Origin of the sequence: Nannocystis exedens, from assembly GCF_002343915.1 — a bacterium.
In the GTDB taxonomy this organism is placed as follows: domain Bacteria; phylum Myxococcota_A; class Polyangia; order Nannocystales; family Nannocystaceae; genus Nannocystis; species Nannocystis exedens.
In genome coordinates, this window is record NZ_NETK01000001.1 from 8,835,286 (window position 1) to 8,855,457 (window position 20,172).

General features: G+C 71.8%; 23 protein-coding genes. 7 read left to right on the top strand and 16 right to left on the bottom strand.

Annotated features, from left to right (window positions below; all coding sequences use genetic code 11):
- Nucleotides 1–49: 49 nt before the first annotated feature.
- A complete protein-coding gene (locus NAEX_RS34645) occupies nt 50–595 on the bottom strand; it encodes a hypothetical protein (RefSeq protein WP_096331757.1) in 546 nt (181 codons plus the stop codon).
- Between the two features lie 252 nt (nt 596–847).
- Nucleotides 848–1,642 (bottom strand): DNA alkylation repair protein, encoded by a 795-nt coding sequence (locus NAEX_RS34650; RefSeq protein ID WP_096333823.1) that lies wholly within the window; start codon nt 1,640–1,642, stop codon nt 848–850.
- Nucleotides 1,643–1,858: 216 nt separating this feature from the next.
- Between NAEX_RS34650 and NAEX_RS34655 the strand changes: the two genes are divergently transcribed.
- Both NAEX_RS34655 and NAEX_RS34660 read left to right on the top strand, forming a co-directional pair.
- Complete coding sequence (locus NAEX_RS34655; RefSeq protein WP_096331758.1) at nt 1,859–2,485, top strand: DUF6892 domain-containing protein; 627 nt, start codon at nt 1,859–1,861, stop codon at nt 2,483–2,485.
- 272 nt (nt 2,486–2,757) lie between these two features.
- A complete protein-coding gene (locus tag NAEX_RS34660) occupies nt 2,758–3,159 on the top strand; it encodes a hypothetical protein (protein ID WP_096331759.1) in 402 nt (133 codons plus the stop codon).
- Nucleotides 3,160–3,198: 39 nt separating this feature from the next.
- Here NAEX_RS34660 and surE read toward each other — a convergent pair whose 3' ends face one another.
- Nucleotides 3,199–3,957: a 5'/3'-nucleotidase SurE gene (surE, locus tag NAEX_RS34665; protein ID WP_096333824.1), complete on the bottom strand. Its 759-nt coding sequence runs from the start codon at nt 3,955–3,957 to the stop codon at nt 3,199–3,201.
- A 246-nt stretch (nt 3,958–4,203) separates the two neighbouring features.
- On the opposite strand from surE, the gene NAEX_RS34670 reads away from it, so the two are divergent.
- The gene (locus tag NAEX_RS34670; RefSeq protein WP_096331760.1) at nt 4,204–4,929 is read left to right on the top strand and encodes an SDR family oxidoreductase; all 726 of its coding nucleotides are present in this window, start codon (nt 4,204–4,206) and stop codon (nt 4,927–4,929) included.
- Nucleotides 4,926–5,672, top strand: a complete 747-nt coding sequence (locus tag NAEX_RS34675) for a dihydroneopterin aldolase (RefSeq protein WP_096331761.1) — start codon at nt 4,926–4,928, stop codon at nt 5,670–5,672. Before NAEX_RS34670 ends, NAEX_RS34675 begins: the two co-directional genes overlap by 4 nt.
- Before the next feature lie 192 nt (nt 5,673–5,864).
- Here NAEX_RS34675 and NAEX_RS34680 read toward each other — a convergent pair whose 3' ends face one another.
- Nucleotides 5,865–6,371, bottom strand: coding sequence for a MarR family winged helix-turn-helix transcriptional regulator (locus NAEX_RS34680; protein ID WP_245913863.1), 507 nt, complete (start codon nt 6,369–6,371; stop codon nt 5,865–5,867).
- 46 nt (nt 6,372–6,417) lie between these two features.
- Between NAEX_RS34680 and NAEX_RS34685 the strand changes: the two genes are divergently transcribed.
- Complete coding sequence (locus NAEX_RS34685; protein WP_096331763.1) at nt 6,418–6,834, top strand: nuclear transport factor 2 family protein; 417 nt, start codon at nt 6,418–6,420, stop codon at nt 6,832–6,834.
- A 67-nt stretch (nt 6,835–6,901) separates the two neighbouring features.
- Here the strand turns inward: NAEX_RS34685 and NAEX_RS34690 are convergent, their stop codons facing one another.
- The 6 genes from NAEX_RS34690 to NAEX_RS51170 all read right to left on the bottom strand — a co-directional run bounded on the left by NAEX_RS34690 (nt 6,902) and on the right by NAEX_RS51170 (nt 13,719).
- Nucleotides 6,902–7,705, bottom strand: coding sequence for a M57 family metalloprotease (locus NAEX_RS34690; RefSeq protein WP_245913864.1), 804 nt, complete (start codon nt 7,703–7,705; stop codon nt 6,902–6,904).
- A gap of 346 nt (nt 7,706–8,051) precedes the next feature.
- Nucleotides 8,052–9,191, bottom strand: coding sequence for a PAS domain-containing protein (locus NAEX_RS34695; protein ID WP_096331764.1), 1,140 nt, complete (start codon nt 9,189–9,191; stop codon nt 8,052–8,054).
- Between the two features lie 346 nt (nt 9,192–9,537).
- Nucleotides 9,538–10,800 (bottom strand): DUF4215 domain-containing protein, encoded by a 1,263-nt coding sequence (locus NAEX_RS34700; RefSeq protein ID WP_096331765.1) that lies wholly within the window; start codon nt 10,798–10,800, stop codon nt 9,538–9,540.
- Between the two features lie 41 nt (nt 10,801–10,841).
- Nucleotides 10,842–11,996, bottom strand: a complete 1,155-nt coding sequence (locus tag NAEX_RS48750) for a hypothetical protein (RefSeq protein ID WP_143141021.1) — start codon at nt 11,994–11,996, stop codon at nt 10,842–10,844.
- Nucleotides 11,993–12,595 (bottom strand): RNA polymerase sigma factor, encoded by a 603-nt coding sequence (locus tag NAEX_RS51165; RefSeq protein WP_170136245.1) that lies wholly within the window; start codon nt 12,593–12,595, stop codon nt 11,993–11,995. The genes NAEX_RS48750 and NAEX_RS51165 overlap by 4 nt, the downstream gene beginning before the upstream one ends.
- 17 nt (nt 12,596–12,612) lie before the next feature.
- Entirely contained in the window at nt 12,613–13,719 is a 1,107-nt protein-coding gene (locus NAEX_RS51170) for a hypothetical protein (protein ID WP_170136246.1), read from the bottom strand.
- Between the two features lie 236 nt (nt 13,720–13,955).
- On the opposite strand from NAEX_RS51170, the gene NAEX_RS34720 reads away from it, so the two are divergent.
- Entirely contained in the window at nt 13,956–14,897 is a 942-nt protein-coding gene (locus tag NAEX_RS34720) for a GmrSD restriction endonuclease domain-containing protein (protein ID WP_211302527.1), read from the top strand.
- A 127-nt stretch (nt 14,898–15,024) separates the two neighbouring features.
- Here the strand turns inward: NAEX_RS34720 and NAEX_RS34725 are convergent, their stop codons facing one another.
- The gene (locus NAEX_RS34725) at nt 15,025–15,447 is read right to left on the bottom strand and encodes a hypothetical protein (protein WP_143141020.1); all 423 of its coding nucleotides are present in this window, start codon (nt 15,445–15,447) and stop codon (nt 15,025–15,027) included.
- Between the two features lie 435 nt (nt 15,448–15,882).
- Between NAEX_RS34725 and NAEX_RS48755 the strand changes: the two genes are divergently transcribed.
- Complete coding sequence (locus tag NAEX_RS48755; protein ID WP_143141019.1) at nt 15,883–16,242, top strand: hypothetical protein; 360 nt, start codon at nt 15,883–15,885, stop codon at nt 16,240–16,242.
- A gap of 207 nt (nt 16,243–16,449) precedes the next feature.
- Here the strand turns inward: NAEX_RS48755 and NAEX_RS34730 are convergent, their stop codons facing one another.
- The 5 genes from NAEX_RS34730 to NAEX_RS51175 all read right to left on the bottom strand — a co-directional run bounded on the left by NAEX_RS34730 (nt 16,450) and on the right by NAEX_RS51175 (nt 19,678).
- Nucleotides 16,450–17,055 (bottom strand): IS630 family transposase, encoded by a 606-nt coding sequence (locus tag NAEX_RS34730; protein ID WP_245913942.1) that lies wholly within the window; start codon nt 17,053–17,055, stop codon nt 16,450–16,452.
- Complete coding sequence (locus tag NAEX_RS34735; RefSeq protein WP_143825521.1) at nt 16,965–17,411, bottom strand: helix-turn-helix domain-containing protein; 447 nt, start codon at nt 17,409–17,411, stop codon at nt 16,965–16,967. Before NAEX_RS34735 ends, NAEX_RS34730 begins: the two co-directional genes overlap by 91 nt.
- 101 nt (nt 17,412–17,512) lie before the next feature.
- The gene (locus tag NAEX_RS34740; protein ID WP_096331771.1) at nt 17,513–18,271 is read right to left on the bottom strand and encodes an MBL fold metallo-hydrolase; all 759 of its coding nucleotides are present in this window, start codon (nt 18,269–18,271) and stop codon (nt 17,513–17,515) included.
- A gap of 208 nt (nt 18,272–18,479) precedes the next feature.
- Entirely contained in the window at nt 18,480–19,061 is a 582-nt protein-coding gene (locus NAEX_RS34745; RefSeq protein WP_170136247.1) for a HutD/Ves family protein, read from the bottom strand.
- Complete coding sequence (locus NAEX_RS51175) at nt 19,058–19,678, bottom strand: hypothetical protein (protein WP_170136248.1); 621 nt, start codon at nt 19,676–19,678, stop codon at nt 19,058–19,060. The genes NAEX_RS34745 and NAEX_RS51175 overlap by 4 nt, the downstream gene beginning before the upstream one ends.
- Nucleotides 19,679–20,172 lie beyond the last annotated feature (494 nt).

Consider the following 20,172-nt stretch of genomic DNA (forward strand, 5'->3'; position numbering starts at 1 on the left):
TTCTGCGGCATGGAGACGAGCGCCATTCAAACTCGCGTGCGCCGGATCGTCACTCGCACGGGGGTCCTTGCAGCGTGCCCTCGCACAGCGCTTCGTCGCCGGCGGCGGCTTCGCACTGCGTGAGGCGGCAGGTGAGCACCTCGGCCGAAAAGGCACCGGCTGCGGCGGCGCACATCTCCTCGGCCTCGTGGTGATCCTCGCCCCAGGTCTCGTGATAGAGGTCGTGGCAATTGATCAGCATGCAGGCGCAGTAATCCGCGACCGACGCAGGTTCCTCGGTCGTCGACGCCGACTCGGTGGAGACGGACGTGTCCGTCGCGTGATCGGTCGTCTCGTGGTCGTGCGTCGTGTCGGTCTCGTGATCGTGGGTCGTGCCCGTCGTGCCGTGATCGTGCGTCGTCCCGTGGTCGTGCGTCGTTCCGGTCGAGGTCGGTTCGCTCGTCGTCGCGGCGCCGGTGGTCGAGGTGTCGCTCGCGGTCCCGGTGGCGGCGGTGGAGCCTCCGCTGGCTTCGGTCCCGCCGTTGCCGTCGTCGCTGCACGCGCCCGCGAGCGCGGCGATCAAGATCAGGGTGTAGGGCGACTTGGTGGTATCCATCACCCGTGACCCTATCCGCTCGAGCGACCACTGCCGGCGCCGCGACAGTCGGTCGCATGCTCGCGGGCGGAGCAGGCGTGCGACAGGCTGTCGCAGCACCGCTCGTTGTCGCCATGGCTTCAAGGACATGTCGTTGTGGACATGTCACGGTCTGGTCACGGCCGCACGCGGCCGGGGGGGAGGTTCGACGGCGAAGCGGCGTACGACGCGATCAGTCCCGAATCGCTCGATCCGCCCCCTCGTCACCATTCCTCAGCGCGCGTGCTTCGGGGCGGGGGTCTTCGTCGCGGCGCTCTTCTTCTTGGCCGGAGCGGCCTTCTTCTTCGCGGTCGCGGCCTCCATCGCCTGGCGGGCCTCGGTCTTCTCGCCACTTCGCAGCGCGAGCGCTGCTGCGATCCACTCCGGCGCATAGCTCGACGTGCAGCCCTTCGGAATGGGCCGCGGGTCCCACCGGCCCAGCCGCTCACCGATGGCGATCGCCTCTCCGGTGTACGCCGGCAGGTGCAGGCCGATCCACACGAGGCAGTAGTTGATGCCTTCCTTCACCCGGTACGGCGCGGCCGGCAGCTCTCGCTCGATGCGGGCGAGCGTCGCCGCGACGTCGAGGTCCTTGGCCAGGCCGCGGGCGATGCGACCGGCCAGGAGCTTCCACCCGGCCCGGCGCGGGAGCTCCTCGTTCCCGTCGATCCAGCGGGTCTGCAGCGCCTCGGCGACGGGCGCACTCACCAGCACGCGGCCGACCAACTCGTCCACCAGGGTGGGGTTGGCGAGCGGCTCGAGGAGCGCCCGCGCCTCCTTCTCGGTGAGCACCCTCGGATCGAGCAGCATGCAGGCCAAAATACGGGCCTCGTGGTTGCCGGTGGCCCACAGCTCCAGGCCCAGCGCGTGGTTGGTGCCCAGCGCCTGGGCGAGGGCCCGGATCTTCCCCAGCAGCACGCCGAACACGTTGTCCCCGGCGCCGTCGCGCACGTACCGCTGCCGCACCTTGGCGTCGCCCTGCGCTTCGAGCTGCTTCATCACCTGGGAGAGCGTCATCGGCTGCGGCATGCCCGCCTCCTTCGCGGATGCCGTCGCGGCGCGCAAGCGCCCGCCGGGCCGCTCGAACGTGAAGGATCGGGCACGACTGCATGCGCTCGCCAGGACACGCCGTGTCGCGGGGCCGCGTCACGGCTCGGCGTACGCCGATCGCCGCGAGCAAGCCGCACACGCTGCACGGCGAGCGCGACGGCCTCGACGATCTCCGCCGAGGCGGCGTACCCGGCGGTGCGCGGCGAGCCCTACGACGCGTCGGCGGCGTACGGTCATCGATTCAACGAGGATATCGCGGCGTACATCGACGACAGGCCGGTCGACGAGGCGATGCTGGCGAGGGTGACGCGGCTGCCCACGGAACCGGCGGCGGACCTCGTGTTCGTGATCTGGCCGCACTTCGACGGCGAGAGCGACGAGTTCGAGCTCACCGACCTGTCCGGACTCGATCGCCTGCCCGCGCTCGCGGAGCTGTTCGCCGAGGTCCACCGCGAGGCCGATCTCGCGGTCGTGGCCCGTTGCGCCCATCTGACCTCCGTGTCGCTGGACTGCCGCGTGCCGCTCGACCTGTCCCCGCTGGCCGCGGCGCGCGGGCTGCGGACGCTGGAGCTGCTGCGCGCCGAGAACGTCGCCGACCTGGCCGCGCTGCGCTCGCTGCCGGAGCTGGCGACGCTTCATCTCCACGGCGACCCGCAGGCGCTCGATCTGCGGCCCCTGCTCGACATGCCCGCGCTCTCCTCGTTCGCGCGGCTGCGCACGGCGTTCGCCGAGGGGACGAATCCGGCGGCGCTGGCGTTCGGCGACGACGCGCTGGTCCTCGCCGCCCTGTTCGTCCGCGGCATCGCGGTGGCCACGCGCTGAGGGAGTCCGCCCGGGCCGGTCACCCCGGACGATCTGTCGGCGCCGCAGCGCGAGCGCCTCGTGTTCCCGGGCGACGCTCGCGAGGGGCGGCGACGAGCGAGGATGGCGCGCGAGACATGTCCTTCAGGGCATTGATCGGAGCGGGCCGCGGAGCCCCGCCTGCGTCGGGCCGATCTCGCGCCCGGGCGGTCGTCCTCAAGCTCGCGTAAGAACTCCCGCCGCGAGGTTGCCGGAGCGAGCCGAGGCGCCATGAGATCGGGGGCGGAGGAACCATGTCGAAGCGGATCATCAGCGCCGTCTTGCCTGTCTTGACCCTGATCGGCCCGGCGTGTGACGAGGTGGAGGACGCGCTCGCGGCGGAGGACGCACTCGCGGCGCCGGCGGCGGAGGCCGCCGACGAGGGGGTGAGCGCGCGCGCCGGCAGCTGCGCGACGATGTACGAGCACTGGCACTTCGAGGGCGAGGCGAAGGAGGTCGACGCCGGGGCGTACGTGCCGTGGATCGGCAACCTGTGGAACGACGTGGTGTCGTCGGTGCGGGTGCGGTCGGGTTGCGTGCTCAACGTGTTCGAGCACGTCGATTTCGGCGGCGCGCAGACCTCGTATCAGGGCTCCGTCCCGTTCGTCGGCGAGTGGTGGAACGACAAGGTCTCCGCCTATACCTGCGAATGCTAGGACGGCGGCCGCCCGGCTCGGAGCGGGCGGCGCGGCCTGCTAATGCGCGCTGCCGCGGCCGTGGACCCACTCGCGCAGGGTCGGCAGCATCTGCGTGTGCGTCAGGTCGAGCTGCAACGGGGTGATCGACACGCAACCGTGGGCGACCGCGTGGAAGTCGGTGCCCTCGCTGGCGTCGAAGGCCTCGCCCGAGGCGCCGATCCAGTAGATCGGCTCGCCGCGCGGGTTGGTCTGGCGGATCACCGGCTGCGACGGGTGGCGCTTGCCCAACCGGGTGACCCGCCACTCGCCGAGCGCCTCGTAGGGCAGGTTGGGGATGTTGACGTTCAGCAGCGTGTGCCCCGGCAGCGGCCGGCGGGCGAAGTGTCCGACGATGTCGGCGGCGACGCGGGCGGCGTCGTCGAGGTGGGCCCAATTCTTGTGGACCAGCGAGAACGCGATCGACGGCACGCCGAACAGGAAGCCCTCGGTGGCGGCGGCGACGGTGCCCGAATAGAGGGTGTCGTCGCCCATGTTCTGGCCGTTGTTGATCCCGGAGACCACGAGGTCCGGCTTGTACTCGAGCATGCCGGTGAGGGCGACGTGGACGCAGTCGGTCGGGGTGCCGTTGAGGAAGTGGAAGCCGTTGGCCCCGGTGTAGACCGACAGCGGGCGCCACAGCGTGAGCGAGTTGGAGGCGCCGCTGCAGTTCTGTTCGGGGGCGATCACCGTGATCTCGCCGAGCGGCTGCAGGGCGCGATGGAGGGCCGCCAGGCCGGGGGCGAGATAGCCGTCGTCGTTGCTGAGCAGGAGCCTCATCGGCCGCATTGTAACGCGGGCGTAGCGGCCGCGGCAGGTCGTCGGCGGCGAGGTCGACGCGGCTTGCGAGCGCTCGCGGGACGGCGGCGGTGGAGGTCGGAGAGGGGCGCGCAGCAGCTTCGCCGGGACCTGTCAACCGCGGGCGGGGATCGCTCGCCGCTCGCCGCCGCCGGCGGGACACGGCGCACGCGGCGGCGAGGCGCGCGCTCGCTTTTTCTCGCGCGGCTTCGAGTGTATAGGAGCGCGGTGCCTCTCGCGCTCGTCACAGGCGGCGCCGTTCGCCTCGGCGCGGCGACCTCGAAGGCGCTGGCCGCGGCCGGCTTCGACGTCGTCGTGCACGCGCGCCGGTCGCTCGCCGAGGCCGAGGCGCTGGTGCAGGAGCTGCGCGACCTCGGCCGGCAGGCTGCGGTCGCGGTCGCCGACCTCGCCACGCCCGACGGCCCGGGCGAGCTGGCGGCGCAGGTCCGCGAGCGGAGCGGGGCGCTCGACCTGCTGGTCAACAACGCCGCCCGCTACGAGCACCTCGCGTTCGAGGCGATCACGCGCGAGCGCCTCGAGGCGATGCTGGCCGTCAACCTGCGCGCGCCGTTCCTGCTGACCCAGGCCCTGCTGCCGGCCCTGCGCGCGGCCAGCGGCTGCGTCGTCAACATCACCGACATGGCCGTCTCGCACCCGTACACGGTCACGCACGCGTTCTCGCACTACCTCGCCAGCAAGGCCGCGCTCGAGCAATTGACGCGGGCCTGGGCGCTCGAGCTGGGCCCGCAGGTCCGCGTCAACGCGGTCGCGCCCGGCCCGGTGGCGATGGCCGGCGAGACGACCGACGAGCAGCGACAGGACATCCTCCGCCGCACGCCGCTGCGCCGCGAGGGCTCGCCCGAAGACATCGCCCGCGCCGTGGTCTTCCTCGCCACGGCGCCCTACGTCACCGGCCAGACGCTGCGCGTCGACGGAGGATTGTCGGTAGCATGACCCGCCCGCTCGATCGCCTCTCCCTGCACGACATGCGCTTCGACTGCATCGTCGGCCTGTTCGGCTACGAGCGCAACACGCCCCAGCCGGTCCGCCTCGACGTCACGCTGCACTTCGACTCGCGCGCGGCGGCCCGCGACGGGCGGTTGACGAGCACGCTCGACTACTCGCGCTTGCTCGGCGAGCTGCGCTTCGTGATGGTCGCGGCGCGCTTCCGCCTGCTCGAGAGCGCGGCCGAGGCGGTCGCCGCGTGGCTGCTCTTGCCGCCGAGCGCGGACGTGCCGCGGCCGCAGGTCGAGGCGGTCGACGTCCGGCTGTCCAAGCTGGTGGCGCTGTCGGGCGCGGCGGTGCCGACGCTCGAGATCCACCGCCGGCGCGGCGACATCGCGTTCGTCACCGAAAAAAAGTCGTTCGGCCACGTCGACGTGGTGTTCGAGACCCGCGAGTCCGGGGTGTACCGCGAGCGGATCCACCCGCACACGGTGCTGCCGACGCACGTGCACCACCACCTCGACGAGACGGAGCTGGTGCTCGGCGACGGCCTGCTGCTCCAGGGCGCGCCGGTGACCGCCGGGACCGCCCACACGTGGCCGCGCGGGTTCCCGCACCGCTACGAGAACGTCACCGACATCGAGCAGAGCTTCCTCTGCATCGACCGGCCGGCGTTCATCCCGAACGACGAAAACGAGGTCGACGTGCCGGTCGAGTCGCTGACGCGCACCGAGCCGATGCGCTTCTTTTGAGCGGGGCGCCCTGGCGATGGCGCATGGGACATGTCATCAAGGACATGTCCTCCTGAACCTATGTGGATCGGCCGGCGCCTCGGAAGATGGCGCAGCGGACATGTCGTCCTGGACATGTGACGGAGGACGCTCCGGCGGCGCGGGAGCGGGAGCCGGTGCGGCTGCAGCGTGGCCGACGACCTGCGAGAGACGTCAGCGCGGCGCGAGGACCCGTCGGGCGCGCACGGCATCGGCGCCGCCGAGCGTGTCCAGCACGTCGGCGAGGACGGCCTGGCAGGCGGCGAGGGCGTCCTCGCCGTGGCGGCTGACGAGGCGGCGCTGGAGGGCGGCGCGGGCCTTGCGGCTGCGGGCGACGGCGGCTTGCCCGCGGGCGGACAGGCGGACGCGGCGGACGCGGGCGTCGGCCTCGTCGGCGAAGCGCTCGACGTAGCCGAGGCCTTCGAGCTCGGCGACCGCCTTGGAGGCGGCCTGCTGGGTGACCTGCAGGCGGGTCGCCAGCTCGCCGATGGTCCGGTCGGCGCCGATCAAATGCTGGATGACGAAGCCGTGCGAGAAGCGGAGCTCGGCGAAGCCGGCCGCGGCGAGCTCGGCCTGGGCCCTGTCGGCGAACGCCAGGCCGACGAACAGCGCCAGGTGACCGAGGTCGAGCGCGCGCGGGTCCACGCGCGGCGCGGGGTCGGGGGGGGAGGTCGCGGTCACGACGACAAGGGTAGATTAACAACCAACGTTGTGCAACCTTGGTTGTATGACTGAGCCGACCGATCGAGAGTCCGACAACCTCGCGCTGGCGACCCGCTTCCTGCAGGCGGTCGAGGCCGGCGCCACCGGCGAGGCGCTCGCCGCCTTCTTCCACCCCGACCTGGTCCAGCACGAGCTGCCGAACCGCCTGTTCCCCGCGGGGGTCCGGCGCGACCGCGAGGCCGTGCTCGCCAGCGCCGCCCGCGGGGCCGCGTTGATGCGGTCGCAGCGGTACACCCTGGTCGACGCGATGGCCCAGGGCGATCGCGTCGTGCTCGAGGTCGACTGGGCGGGCACGCTCGCGGTCCCGCTCCGCGATCTGCCGGCCGGCTACGAGATGCGCGCCCGCCAGGCGCTGTTCCTCGAGCTGCGCGACGGGCAGATCGCCACGATGCGCAATTACGACTGCTTCGAGCCGTTCTGACGCGGCTCGCTACTCCGCGCCGGCGCGAAGTCGGTGCGCCGGCGGGCGAGGCCGCGTCGACGTGTTGTCAGTAGAGGGCGTTCAGCGCGGTGACGTCGCTGGCCGTCCACTGGCCCGTGCTACCCTGATTGAAGCACGAGTTCATCACGGAGCCGTTGAGGACGGCGTCGGTCGGGGTGCCGGGGATGTGGATCGCGCCGACGCCGGCGTCGCCCTCGTTGCCGCCGGTGCCGCAGCTGATCGCGCGGTTGTAGTAATCGGTGTGACGGAAGCCGATGCAGTGGCCCAGCTCGTGGGTGATCACGTGCGTGGCGACCGCGAGGCCGTAGTTGGCCGTCGACTTGCCGACGTTGACCGTGTGGTAGGGCAGCCCGCCCTCCGGGAACCCGGACGAACCGCCGGCGCCGCCCTTGGCGGTCATGACGATCTCGGCGTCGCAGCCGGCGTCGGAGCCGTTCGTCCGCACCATGTCGAACGACAGGTTCAGGTTGGTGTAGTTGGCGATCGCCTTGTCGAGCGCGGCGCTCATCGTCCCGGTGTAGGCCGAGCCGTCGATGCAGATGACGGCGACGTCGGGGGCGACCAAATTGGTCGTCCGGTACTGCCGGAACCGCGTGTCTCCGGCGTGGTCGTCGTGGCCGTCGAGGCCGATCATCTCCCGCGAGGCCCCGAGGGTCACGACGGCGTCGCCGCCGACGATGACCACGCCGTCGTCGCCGACCTCGATCTCGCTCTCCGGGTAGCCCGCGGCGAGCAGGTTGTCCACGATCTCCTGATTGACCGCCTCGAGCTCCGCCCCGTCGACGACCTCCGGTTCGCCGCAGGCGAACAGGAACATCGCCGATACCACACACACGTTCCGCAACATCATGGTGACTCCTGTGTCGGACGCCCAACCTACGAGTGATCGTCGTCGTCTTCAAGGTACTTTCTTCGCACATCCGGGCGTCGGCATGCATGGACGCCGGCGATTCGGAAAATGGCCATAGCGACGAATGGGTCGTCGATGACGAAATTCCAAAGTCCGGGGTCGACAATTCGACGGCCTCGTCGTGAGGTCGGTCGTGCATCTGGCGGGCCGTCCCCGCGGGCCTGACGCGGCGGCTGGGCGCCTGCTGCGCACTTCGCTGCGCGGAGACATGGATGACGAACGCCCGCATGTGCGGAGCGCAGCGGGCTCTCCCGGCGGGCCGGGGCGCTCGTGGGCGCGCCGCTAGCTAGGACGGCTTGCCGGCGGAAGGGCGCGGCCCGTCCATCGTCGCCAGGCAGTGCCCCAGGGCCTGGCGCAGGGTCGCGTGAATGATGAAGCCGCGCAGGTCGACGCCGAGGGTGACGATCGTCTGGGCGATGCCGGGGTGGATGCCGGTGAGGATGCCCTCCGCGCCGAGCAGGCGGACCGCGCGGATCATCGCGATCAGGTGGTTGGCGGTGGTGGTGTCGACGACCTCGATGCCGGTGAGGTCGAGGATGGCGAACCTGGCCCGCAGGCGGCCGACGCTCTGCAGCAGGCTGTCCATGATCTCGGAGGTGCGCATGCTGTCGACGAGGCCGATGAGCGGCATCACCAGCACTCCGTCCCACACCTCGATGATCGGGGTCGAGAGCTCGCGGATGACCCGCTGCTGGCGCTCGATCAGCTCGAGCCGGGCCCGCAGCTCGCGCTCTCGCGCGTGCGACTCGGTGACGTCGAGCGACATGCTGACGAGGGCGGCGCGGTGGCCGGGCGGGGCGGGGATGTGCCAGCTGTCCCACCAGCGGCCGAACGACTCGAGCGTCATGCGGGTCGGGGTGCCCTCGAGGCCGCGGCGGATGAACTGCACGGTGTCGGGATCGTCGGCGAACAGCTCGAGCGGGTTTTTGCCGATCATCTGCTCGGCCGTCATCGGGGTGGCGGCGAGGCCCTGGCCGGCGACGTAGAGGTAGGTGCCGTCGGGGGCGTAGGCGCAGACGACCAGCGGGAGGTTGTCGACGAGGACGCGCAGCATGACGTGCTCGAGCTCGGCCTCGCGGGCGGTGGCGGCCCGAGCGGTGACGTCGGCGCCGTAGCAGACGACGCCGACGACGCGCTCGCCCTGGCGCGCCGGGGCGACGGTCCATTCGAAGGTGCGGCCGTCGGCGTGGTCCAGCCGTACCGCGGGGAGGTCGTCGCGCTCGGTCCACAGGTCGCGCCAGTCGCCGCCGGCCAGCGGCAGCAGCTCGGCGACGCGGCGGCCACGGGCGTCGGCGGCGGCGAGCCCGAACAGCCGCTCGGCGCGCTCGTTCCACTGCGAGACCCGCAGCTCGCGGTCGAAGCCGACGAGCGCGAACGGCACGCGGTGTGCGACCGCCGTCTCCCCATCCTCACCAGGCGTGTGCATGACGGCAGTGAAGCACGTCGTCCGGTGATTGTCGAAAGTCCGCGAATTGAGCCGCGAGGCGGGTTGTCGCACCGGTGCGCGCCGAGCGTCGGCGAATCACCGACGGACTCGTGGCAGCGGCGGCGGTGCGGTGATTTCAAGTCGCGAGGAACGGCGCCCATCGGCGACGGCGGGCCGCGGGCGTGACCGTCGCGGTGACGGGAGCACCGGAGGTAGCACGCCGGTCGATGAGGTACACCTGAAGAGCGATTCATGGGCGACCGACCGCGCGTCGCTCGTTGTCGAGCACGCGCGGCCGGTCGGTCCTTGAGGAAAGTTAACTGGACAGCGAGCGCCCGGCGCCGGCTCAGCCCTCGAGCAGGCAGGTGACGGCGCAGCCGTCGCCGTCGACCGCGTTGCCGTCGTCGCACTGCTCGCCGTTCTGCGGCTGGACGATGCCGTCGCCGCACAGGGGCTGGCCCTCGAGGGTGCAATTGGCGGTGCAGCCGTCGCCGTCCTGACCATTGCCGTCGTCGCACTGCTCGCCGGGCTGGAGGATGCCGTCGCCGCAGGCGGGCTGGCCCTCGAGGGTGCAATTGGCGGTGCAGCCGTCGCCGTCCTGACCATTGCCGTCGTCGCACTGCTCGCCGGGCTGGACGAGGCCGTCGCCGCAGGCGGGCTGGCCCTCGAGCTGGCAGGTGATGGTGCAGCCGTCGCCATTGGTGGCGTTACCGTCGTCGCACTGCTCGCCGTTCTGCGGCTGGACGACGCCGTCGCCGCAGGCGGGCTGGCCCTCGAGGGTGCAATTGGCGGTGCAGCCGTCGCCGTCGACGAAGTTGCCGTCGTCGCACTGCTCGCCGTCGTGGAGGACGCCGTCGCCGCAGATGCCCTGGCCCTCGAGCAGGCAAGTGGTGGCGCAGCCGTCACCGTCGACGGCGTTGCCGTCGTCGCACTGTTCGCCGGGCTGGACGATGCCGTCGCCGCACAGGGGCTGGCCCTCGAGGGTGCAATTGGCGGTGCAACCGTCGCCGTCCTGACCATTGCCGTCGTCGCACTGCTCGCCGTCGTGGAGGACGCCGTCGCCGCAGACGCCCTGGCCCTCGAGCAGGCAGGTGGTGGCGCAGCCGTCGCCGTCCTGGGCGTTGCCGTCGTCGCACTGCTCGCCGTTCTGCGGCTGGACGACGCCGTCGCCGCAGATCGGCGGGGATTCGAGGGTGCAATGGGCGGTGCAGCCGTCGCCGTCGACGGGGTTGCCGTCGTCGCACTGCTCGCCGGGTTGAACGACGCCGTCGCCGCAGGCGGGCTGGGCTTCGAGGGTGCAATGGGCGGTACAACCGTCGCCGTCGACGGGGTTGCCGTCGTCGCACTGCTCGCCGGGCTGGAGGACGCCGTCGCCGCACAGCGGATCGGCGCCGTCCTCGGCGGTGCAATGGACGGTACAACCGTCGCCGCCCTGGGCGTTGCCGTCGTCGCACTGCTCGCCGGGCTGGACGACGCCGTCGCCGCACAGGGCCTCGTCGCCGTCGGTCATTTCGCCGAGGTCGCCGGGCGCTTGATCGCAGGCGCCGAGGACGAAGGCGAGCAAGGTCGAGAGGAAGAGGTTGGAGGTCAGGCGCGATGAGAAAGTCATGTCGATGCTCGAGATGCAGGCTCGCCGATCGATCTGTGATGCTATTCGTCGTCGCGGCAGATCTGGCGCATGCGCTCGGCGAGGTGCGAGCCCGGGCGCTCGCGCAGGAAGCGACGGCGCGCGTCGGCGGCGGCGTCGACCCGGCCGAGCTTGCACAGGGCGGTGGCCCGCGAGACCTGGCGCTCCTCCTCGAAGACGCCGCCGGCGAAGCGTCGGCCGTGGGCGTCGAGGGCCTCCAGGGCCTCCTCGTGGCGGCCGGCGGCGAGGGCCGCCTGGGCGCGCTGGAACGAGGCGACCTCCTCGGGGCGCAGCGAGGGGCTGTCCGGCGGGCGTCGCCGCGATTGCGCAGAGGGGCCGGCGGGCGCCGGGCCGCTGGTCGGCGGAGCGCCGGGCGATGATTGGGTCGGGCCGGAGGATTCGCGGGCGTCGGGCGGGAGGTGGGAGGATGGGGCCTGCGGTGATTCGGGGGCGTCGGAGGACGCGGGGAGGTCGGGCGAGCGTGGCGAAGATCCGGACCGCGGTGAGGAGCCGGAGGGCGGGGGGGCGCCGGAGGCGGGCTGCGGTGATTGGGCGGAGGGCGAAATTTCGCCGGAGGCGGGGTGCGGTGATTGTACGGAGGGCGGGGAATTGTCGGGGGCGGGGTGCGGTGAGGGGTCGGAGGACGGAATTTTGCCGAGGGCGGGGTGCGATGATTGTACGGCGGGCGGTGAATTGCCAGGGGCGGGGTGCGGTGATTGTCCGGAGGACAGAGAATTGCCGGAGGCGGGGTGCGGTGATGGGCCGGAGAGCGGGGATTCGCCGGGGGCGGGGTGCGGTGATTGACTGGAGAGCGGGGATTCGCCGGAGACGGCCTGCGGAGATGGGCGCGCGGACCGGGAGGGTTGGACCTCGCGGAGCGGGCGGGGCTCGACGGCGTGCAGCGCCGCGTCGCTGGAATGGAGGTCGACGGCCTCGACGCTGGCTGTTTCGGCCGCGCGCCAGGCGGTCGCGGCGGCGAGGCCGAGGCCGAGCACGACCGCGGCGGCCATGGCGGCCAGCGGCCACGAGAGCCGGGCGAGCCGGCGCGGGGCCGGGCCTTCGGCGAGCCGGGCGTCGATGGCGGCCCAGGTGGCCGCGCGAGCGGCCTCGCCGGGGCGGTCGACCTCGCGCAGGGCGCCGACGAGGCGGCGCAGCTCGTCGTCGAGTGGTTCGATCACGGGGCCCTCCGGAGCGCGCGGGCGTGGTGGCGGGCGATCGCTCGCTGCAGCAGCTGGCGGGCCACCCGGACCCGCGAATAGGCGGTGTTGAGGTTGATCTCGAGGCACTCGGCGACCTCCGGCATCGGCAGGCCCTCGATGTCGGCGAGCACGAAGGCCATGCGCTTGTCCTCGTCGATGCCGGCGAGGGCGTCGCGCAGCACGGCGGCGGCCTGCCGGCGCGCGAGCTCCTCGTCGAGGCCGGGGCCGGCAGGCTCGCGCGGGTCGTCGACGAGCTCGACGTGCCGCGCGGCCCGCTCGCGGTAGCGGCGGGCGACCCGTCGCGTGATGCCGTAGAGGAGGGCGCGCACCGAGCCGCGGACGGCGAACTCGTGGCGGCGCTGGTGGAGGACGACGAACACGTCCTGCACGGCGTCGTCGACCACGGCCGCGGGCACGCCGAGGCGGCCGGTCAGGCGCCACACGAACTCGTAGTGCTCGCGGAACAGCTCGGCCACGGCCGGCAGGGCGGCGGCGTGGGGGCCGTCGTGGGCGCGCGGGGCGGGGTCGCCGAGGGCGGCCGGTGGGGCGAGGACCGGAGGGATGCTCCCGTCATGCAACGAGGCCCGCCGATCTGTCAGGGAAAACGCAGCTCGATCGCAAACACCCCGCGGAACGCGACCGGCCCCGCCCGATGGAGGTCCTGGTCCTGGCCGCGCAGGCGAAACCGCGCGGCCAGCAGCGGGGCGGCGAGGCCGAGCTGGAGGCCGAGCGCGAGGCGCGGGACCGGGACCCACTGCACGCGGGCGTCGGCCAGCACGGCCAGCCAGACCACGCGGTCGACGGTGGGGGTGGTGACGCCGACGCCGCGGCCGTGCATCGCCCCGAGCTCGAGGCCGGCGCACACCGGGAACTCGACGCGCCGCAGCGCCAGCCGCGGACACGCGGCCAGCTGCGCCGCGGTGAGCCGCAGGTCGCCGCCGCTGCCGGTGCCGGCGAGGCGCACCGATTGCTCGAGCCAGTGGACGGCGCCGACCTCGGCGCGCACGCGGCGGGCGAGCAGGCCGAGGCGGACGATGAAGCCGGGCGCAGGCCGAGGCAGGGCGCCGACGTCGAGGCCGGTGGCGACGGCGAGGGTGCCCCGCAAGCCGGGCCCGGGCGTGGTCGGGCTCGCAGGCGGGGGCCTGTTCGGGGGCCTGTTCGCAGGCGCGGGGTCGTTCGTGGCCGCGGGCGAGCTCGCGGGCGTGGGTGTGCTCGCGGGCCTGTTCGTGGACGCGGGCGCGCTCGCGGACGCGGCCGGGGACGGTCCTGGCGGCGTGAGGGGCGGCGCGTCGCGGTCGACGGGGACCGCGAGCGGGATGTCGCCGACGGCGCGCCCGGCGGGATTTTCGGGGACGGCGGGCCCGGCGAGCAGCTCCGGATCGATCGCCACCGCGATCATCAATGCGGCGGCCTCGACCAACAATTCGCAGCGCTCGGCGACGACGGTGCGAGCGACGGCGGGGGCGTCCCGCGGCTCGAGGATGAGCCCCAACTGCCAGCGCCGGTCGGGGCGGGGCCGCGCGGTCGCGCGGGCGGTCACGGCTGCCGCGTCGGCGGGCGTCAGCGGGCGCCCCAGGTCGGCCGCCACGGCCCGCTCCAGCGCCTCCCGCGACGGACACGCGGCCGGCGCGTCCCACCGCAGGAGCTCGTCGGGCGCGGCGGGGGCCAGCTCCAGCGCCAGGGCCGCGAACAGCCGGTGCACGCCGCCAGTCTATCGCAGTTCGCCGCGAGGTGCCCACGCGCTCGCACGCGCCGGCGGACGCGAGCTCGCGTCGCGGTGCACGGGACGCAATCGCGGCGACGACTGCCACGATTGGTGGCCGTGACGTGGTGCGATGATTCGCGCGGCCGCGGACAATGGCGCGAGATTGCCCCGCGGGACGGCGCCGCCGCGGCGAAAATTGGACGGCCCGGCGTGGCTCGGCGAGGGTCGCCGCCGTGCCCGCGCCCTCGCGTCTCCCGCTCGCCGCGCTCGTCGTCCCGCTGCTCCTCGGCTGCGTGCCCGGCGAACCGGCGGCGCCCACCGGTCACCTGCCCGCGGCGGTGGTGGTGGCCCGCCCCGACGACCGCGCCGCGGACGCGAGCGAGCCGGCAGGGACGCGGCTGGCCGTGCCGCTCTTGGCCTCGCTGCCGGTGCGGCCGCAGAAGGCCCGGCCCGGCTACGCGCGCGAGCAGTTCGGGCACGCGTGGTCCGACGTCGACCGCAACGGCTGCGACACCCGCGACGACATCCTGCGCCGCGATCTGCAGGAGGTCCAGCTCGAGCCGGGCAAGCGCCCGTGCGTGGTGACGGCGGGCGCGCTCGCCGATCCGTACACCGCGAAGCACGTCGCGTTCGCGCGCGGCGGCGGGCCGGCGGTCGACATCGATCACGTGGTCGCGCTCGCCGACGCGTGGGCGACCGGCGCGGCGGAGTGGCAGGCGTCGCGCCGGATCGCGCTGGCCAACGATCCGCTCAATCTGCTGGCGGTCGCGGCCTCGGCCAACCGCGCCAAGGGCGGCAGCAACGCGGCGCTGTGGCTGCCGCCGAACCCCGAGTACCGGTGCGCCTACGTGGCCCGCCAGATCGCCGTCAAGGCGAAGTACGGGCTGTCGGTCACCGAGGACGAGCGCGACGCGATGCAGAAGGTGCTGCGTGGCTGCCCCGACGAGGTCGTGCCCGAGGGCGGCGGGCCGATCGACGCGCCGGTGACGGCGGCGGAGCGCCACAGGTCGCCCGAGGCGCCGGCGAATCGCAAGACTGTCGCCCGCGGGGTCGACCCGAATTACGGCAGCTGCAAGGAGGCCAGGGCCCACGGGGCGGGGCCGTACCGCCGCGGGGTCGACGCCGAGTACGCTTATTATCGCGACGTCGACGGCGACGGCGTGGTGTGCGAATGATGGGATGTTCTCCAGGGCATGTCGCAGGAGACGATGTTTCCTGGCAGCAGTTTCGGCCCGAGATGCGGGTCGAGGGACGCGAGAGAGACAGCCGCGGTCGTACCGTCGCGGACCGCGTGGTATTACCCTATGGCGAGGTGACGCCCAGGAAGAGTGGTTCGACTACGATCCTGTCCGCTGCCTGGCGGTATGTTCCCATCCATTCAGCGGTGAGCCCCGCGTTCGACCACTCGATTCGTATCGAACTGGGGGTCGCGGGGAACGTCTGATCCGGGAAGTAGACCCCGTTGATCCATCCGGCTACGCGGCAAACCATCGTAAGCTCGATTTGGAGGAAATGGGGCGTCGACGGGGCGTTGGGCACGTCGATTGACGCGTTTGCGCCGCTCGCCTGGAGCGCCGTGGCAGGAGCCCATTCGAGCGTGACGCGCCAATTTACCTGCACGATTCGCAGCGTGGCGAAAATAAGCTCAGTTGGTCCGACCCGGAGGTAAAGCTTCTGGGAGGCCCGGGCCGGCTGGTCGTCGTTCGCAATTCCGAGCTGTGCCATGTTCAGACTCCAGGGAGACCTGATGAATGGCAACGCCATTCCTGTCAAGCGCTCCTCGTCGAATACGGGCTTCGGCCTCCGAGCCTGGTGCCGGGCGAATCTGCGGTCTCTCGGCGAGAGTCTCGCCGCGAGCTAAATTGCGCGGCGCTCCTCCTGTCGCCACGCGCGGCGCCCTCACCTCCATGAACGTCGCCTCGCGGGATCATGGCCTCCTCGCCCGCGAGCGTCGCGTGCGCCCGTCGCCGCCGCGACGCTCGCGCCCCTGGACGAGCCATCGCGGCGTCGTTATCGCGGCGCCGTGGGCGGCGTGCTCTCTGTCCTGTACGCGCTTGCGCATCTCTCGAGTGACGCTAATCTCGTTCATCGTCCGGCGCTTGCCGCCTTCTCTGTGCGCGCGCCGGATCGGCTCCCGATGACTGGTCGGAGGAGAACCCCGTGTCGCAAGCAATTACAACCGCGCTTCCTGTTTGCCCGGTCGCTGCATTTGTCGGAACAAACACGCCGCTGGCGAGCAACCATACGTTCTGGTTCCGAAACGACTCGGCGGTGGAGGTCTACGTCACGTTTCATGCGACCCTGCGAGATTCGCTGGGGCACACCGTCGCTGAGTACAAACAGCAGGGACAACTCGTGGTGGGCGGGGAGGTGAGAGAATATTTACACCCGCTCGCCGTCGGATTCGCCTATACTGTTCCTGGCGTCGTCGCCTTGATCGCAGAGAGCTATATCTCGGACTTTCTGTCTGGTTTCGTATACCATGGTAGTGCGAGTTCTTGCCAGTTCAGGGTTTCATGATGACGTGCTGTCTCACAATGCGGGAGGTGACGATGTGGATCGCCCGCGTCGTCGCCAGCTCTCAGGAGATCTTCATTCCCCCTGAAGGTGTTCACAAGCCGGATGGAGACTGCGGCGACACAGTCATGGTGAAGTTCGTCTGATGCTCCCAGGCGAGCAGCACACGCCGCCGCGCCGTGAGTCTGGGTGCGAGGCTCACAGCAGGTTTCATACGCCTTGAGGCGTGCTGACGCCGCAGTGTTTGAACCAACCGGCCGCATCGGTTGGGGTGACGAGAGCCGCAACGGCGGAAATCGCGGCCTTGAGGAGTGGGCCGGTTCGGGCCCCGAGGCCGCGAAGGGCGGTCTTGATCTTCGACCAGGCGAGCTCGATGGGATTGAGGTCGGGCGAGTACGGCGGCTGGTAGACGACCGTCGCGCCGCGCGCCTCGATGCGCTCACGGACGCCTGTCGCGTGATGGGCACCGAGGTTGTCCATCACCACGATGTCGCCCGGACGGAGCTTCGGCGCCAGATGCTTGTCGATGAACTCGAGGAAGACCTTGGCCGTCGTGCCGCCCTCGACGGTCATCATCGCCTCGATGCCGTCGATCGACAGCGCGCCGAGCATCGTCGTCACACGGCCGCGATTCCGTGGCACGACGCCATGGGCACGCTTTCCTCGCGGTGCCCACGCTCGAGCGCGGGTCATCGAGATGTGCGAGCCGGACTCGTCCAGGAAGATCAGGCGCTCGGGGTCGCAGGACTGCATCTGCGCGACGAAGGCGTCGCGCATCGCCACGACTGCGGCCGTGCACTGCTCTCGGGGAACCAGCGATTTTTTTTCCTCGTGAAGCCGAGCTCCTGAAGCTCGCGGCACATGGTGGAACGACTGACCTGGACCCCGGCCCGTACTTGCAGCGCGAAGCACAACTCGGCGAGCGTCGCGTCAGGCCGCGCCCGCACCAGCTCCACGATCAAATCTTGCTCCCGGGCCGTGATCCGCCGCTCCACTCCGCCCCCGTGCGGCTTGGGCTCGACCGAACCGGTCTCTCGCTGGAGGCGCAGCACTCGATCGACGGTCGCCCGTCCCACGTGGAAGCGCTCGGCGAGTTGCTCGTAGGTCTGCCCGTCCTGTACGCGGGCCTCAACAATGCGGATCCGAAGGTCGACAGAGATCGGCGTGGGCATGCTCTGCAAGAGCACATGAGCGCTTTCGCGCAAGCTGGCTCAGCCGTATCCTGCAGAGCCTTGATCCAGTCGCAGAGGATCAAGACGTGACGGACATGCTGTCAGTACCAGTCGCGGCGGCGGACCTCGACGCCGATGCCGGCCAGGCCGGCGTCGAGCTCGTCGAGGTCGGAGTCGCGGTAGTGGTAGGGGTAGAGGACCCTGGGCTTGAAGGCGGCCACGCACTCGGCGGCCTCGGCCGGGGTCATCGTGTAGGGCAGGTTCATGCACACGAAGGCCACGTCGATGTCGCGCAGGGCCTTCATCTCCGGCGTGCATTCGGTGTCGCCCGAGAGGTAGACGCGGCGGTCGCCGACCGTCAGCACGTAGCCGTTGCCGCGGCCCTTGTCGTGGAACAGCTTGCCCTCCTCGGGGCCGCGCTTCAGGTTGTACATCGGCACCGCCTCGACGCGGACGAACCCGAGGTCGCGCGACTCGCCGTTGGCGAGGACGACCGCGCCGGCGAGCTTCTCGGCGACCACCGCCGGCGCGACCACCTGCGCGTCGTCCTTGCGCACGGTGGCGATCGCGGCGGCGTCGAAGTGATCGGGGTGAATGTCGGTGACGAGCACGAGGTCGGCCTTGGGCCCCGTGAGGTCGGCCTTGGACCACGGGTCGACCCAGACGACCTTGTCGCCGATCGTGAAGTACAGCGTGCCGTGGTGGACCGGGTGGATCTCGAGCCGACCGGCGCTGGTCTCGAGCACGTCGGCGCCCGCGGGCGCGGGCGTCGCGGCGGGCGTCGGCTCCGGCGATGTGCCGGCCGGGGCCGACGGACGGCTGCAGGCGGCGAGCGTGAGGACGAGGAGGGGGGCGCGCATGACCGCGAGGATACGTGGCCGCGCGCGCCGTCGCAACGCGGGTGCCGCGGCGAGTCATGCGAGTCGGGCGGCGTGAGCAGATGCGAGGGAGGGCGACGCGGGCGGCAGCGATGAGCGAGCCTACAACTTGGCGTTCGACCCCGACTCGACGCAGCACAGCCAGCACAGCCTCCGCTCGGTCTTTCTGACGAAGCGGTGAGCGGCCGGCTCACAGGATTTCGAGGCGGACGAGGACGAGGTCGCCGGCGAGGGCGACGGGTGAGGTGTCCCCGGGGACATGTTCCAAAATTAAGCAGTCGCCGGCGGCCGCGCTGACGCCGGCGACGGTGGTCTCGCCGCCGGCGACGTAGACGACCCAGACCAGGCCGGGGCGGCGCTCGGCGGAAGTCGGCGCCTGCGAGCGCGTGAGGGCGTGGCGGACGCGGCCGCGGCGGGTCATGACGTTGAAGTCGCGGGTCGGGCCGCCGACGAGGGTGCAGGTCGCCCCGCGATCGCCGGAGAAGGCGTGCGCGGGGCCGCCGAGCCGCAGGTGCGCCGGCGCCTCGCCGTCGACGTGGAGGTCGAAGCCGGCGCCCGCGAGCACGAGGATGCTGCGGTCGACGCCGGGGAAGTGCGAGAAGGTGCAGTCGACGTCGACCTCGGCGATGCTGACCCGCCAGTCGAACTCGCTCGCGCCCTCGGGCCGCACGGCCAGCTCGGTGGTCCAGCCGCCGTCGTTCTTCCATCGCACGCGCCGCTGGGCCGCGCGCGGGACGAGGACGATGCCGGGATGCGAGGTCAGGTCGCTCACGTCGGGCAGGGTATCACGGCCGAGGAGCCGCTCCGGCGGGATGAAAGGACGAGTCGGGCGACGAGGCGATCGTCCGAGAGGGGAAGCCGGTCGGGGCGACGAGCGGGGCGCCGAGCGGCGAGAGGACGGGTGGAGCGGCGAGAAGAGCGTCGAGCGGCCTCGGCGACGGCGAGCCCGGCCCACCAGCACTTGAGGCCCCGGTCGTCGGCCAGCGCGTCGGTCACGGCGTTGTCGTGCCAGACCTGCAGAAGGCTGGCGACGACGGCCAAGGCATGCTCCGTACTGAGGGTGGCGAAGTGACTCGCCTGCGAGACGACAGCGCCGTCGACGAAGTCGACCTCCGTCACGATGGCGTCCTCGACCTTGACGAGGCCCACACCGGCACCCGCATCGTCCGCACGAACGGTCATCGAGACTGCTCCGACCTCCGGCAAATAGAAGCGGATCTCGAGCTCGCTGTCGGCTACGTCAGCGCGAACGTCCTCGAGGACGACGGGCGCCAGCAGGGTGGCGGAGAGCTCCTCGGCAACAACGGGCGGGAGCAACTCCGGGGCGCTCTCCGCCGCTCCGGGCGCCGCGGCGAGCGTGAGTGACAGGACGAGTGCGGTGTGGTGCATGGCCCTCCATGCGCCGCGAACGCCTGCCGCCGAGCGCGCGGGCCACCAGGAGCAGGCGCAGCAGTGTGCTAGCCCCAGGCGGACGCCCCGGCGACCTCCGCCGGGGTCCGCGCGGGCGCCACGCCCCGGCGCCGACGCACACGGACACGGCGAGGGCGCCGAGCGTGCCGACGACGGTGCTGCCGACGATGAATGCGCCCGTGTCGTCCGGCTGCGGCTCGGGCTTCGGCTCGGGCATCTCCTCGTCATGCTGCGATTTCTCCGTGGAGCCACGCGGCTCGGAGTGCACCGTCAGGGTGCCGCCCCGGGTCGCGCTCGATGCACGTGCATGAATGCCCGAGCGCCATCGCGGCCTCGGCTGTCGCGTTCGAGCCGAACCGAGGATCGATGATGGGAGCGCTGGGCGTCCCGTCCCCAGCGCACCCCGCGACGAGATCGAGGAGTGGGACGAGCAGGTGTGGAGATCCCATCGAAGGGGCGGGAGAATTTCGCGG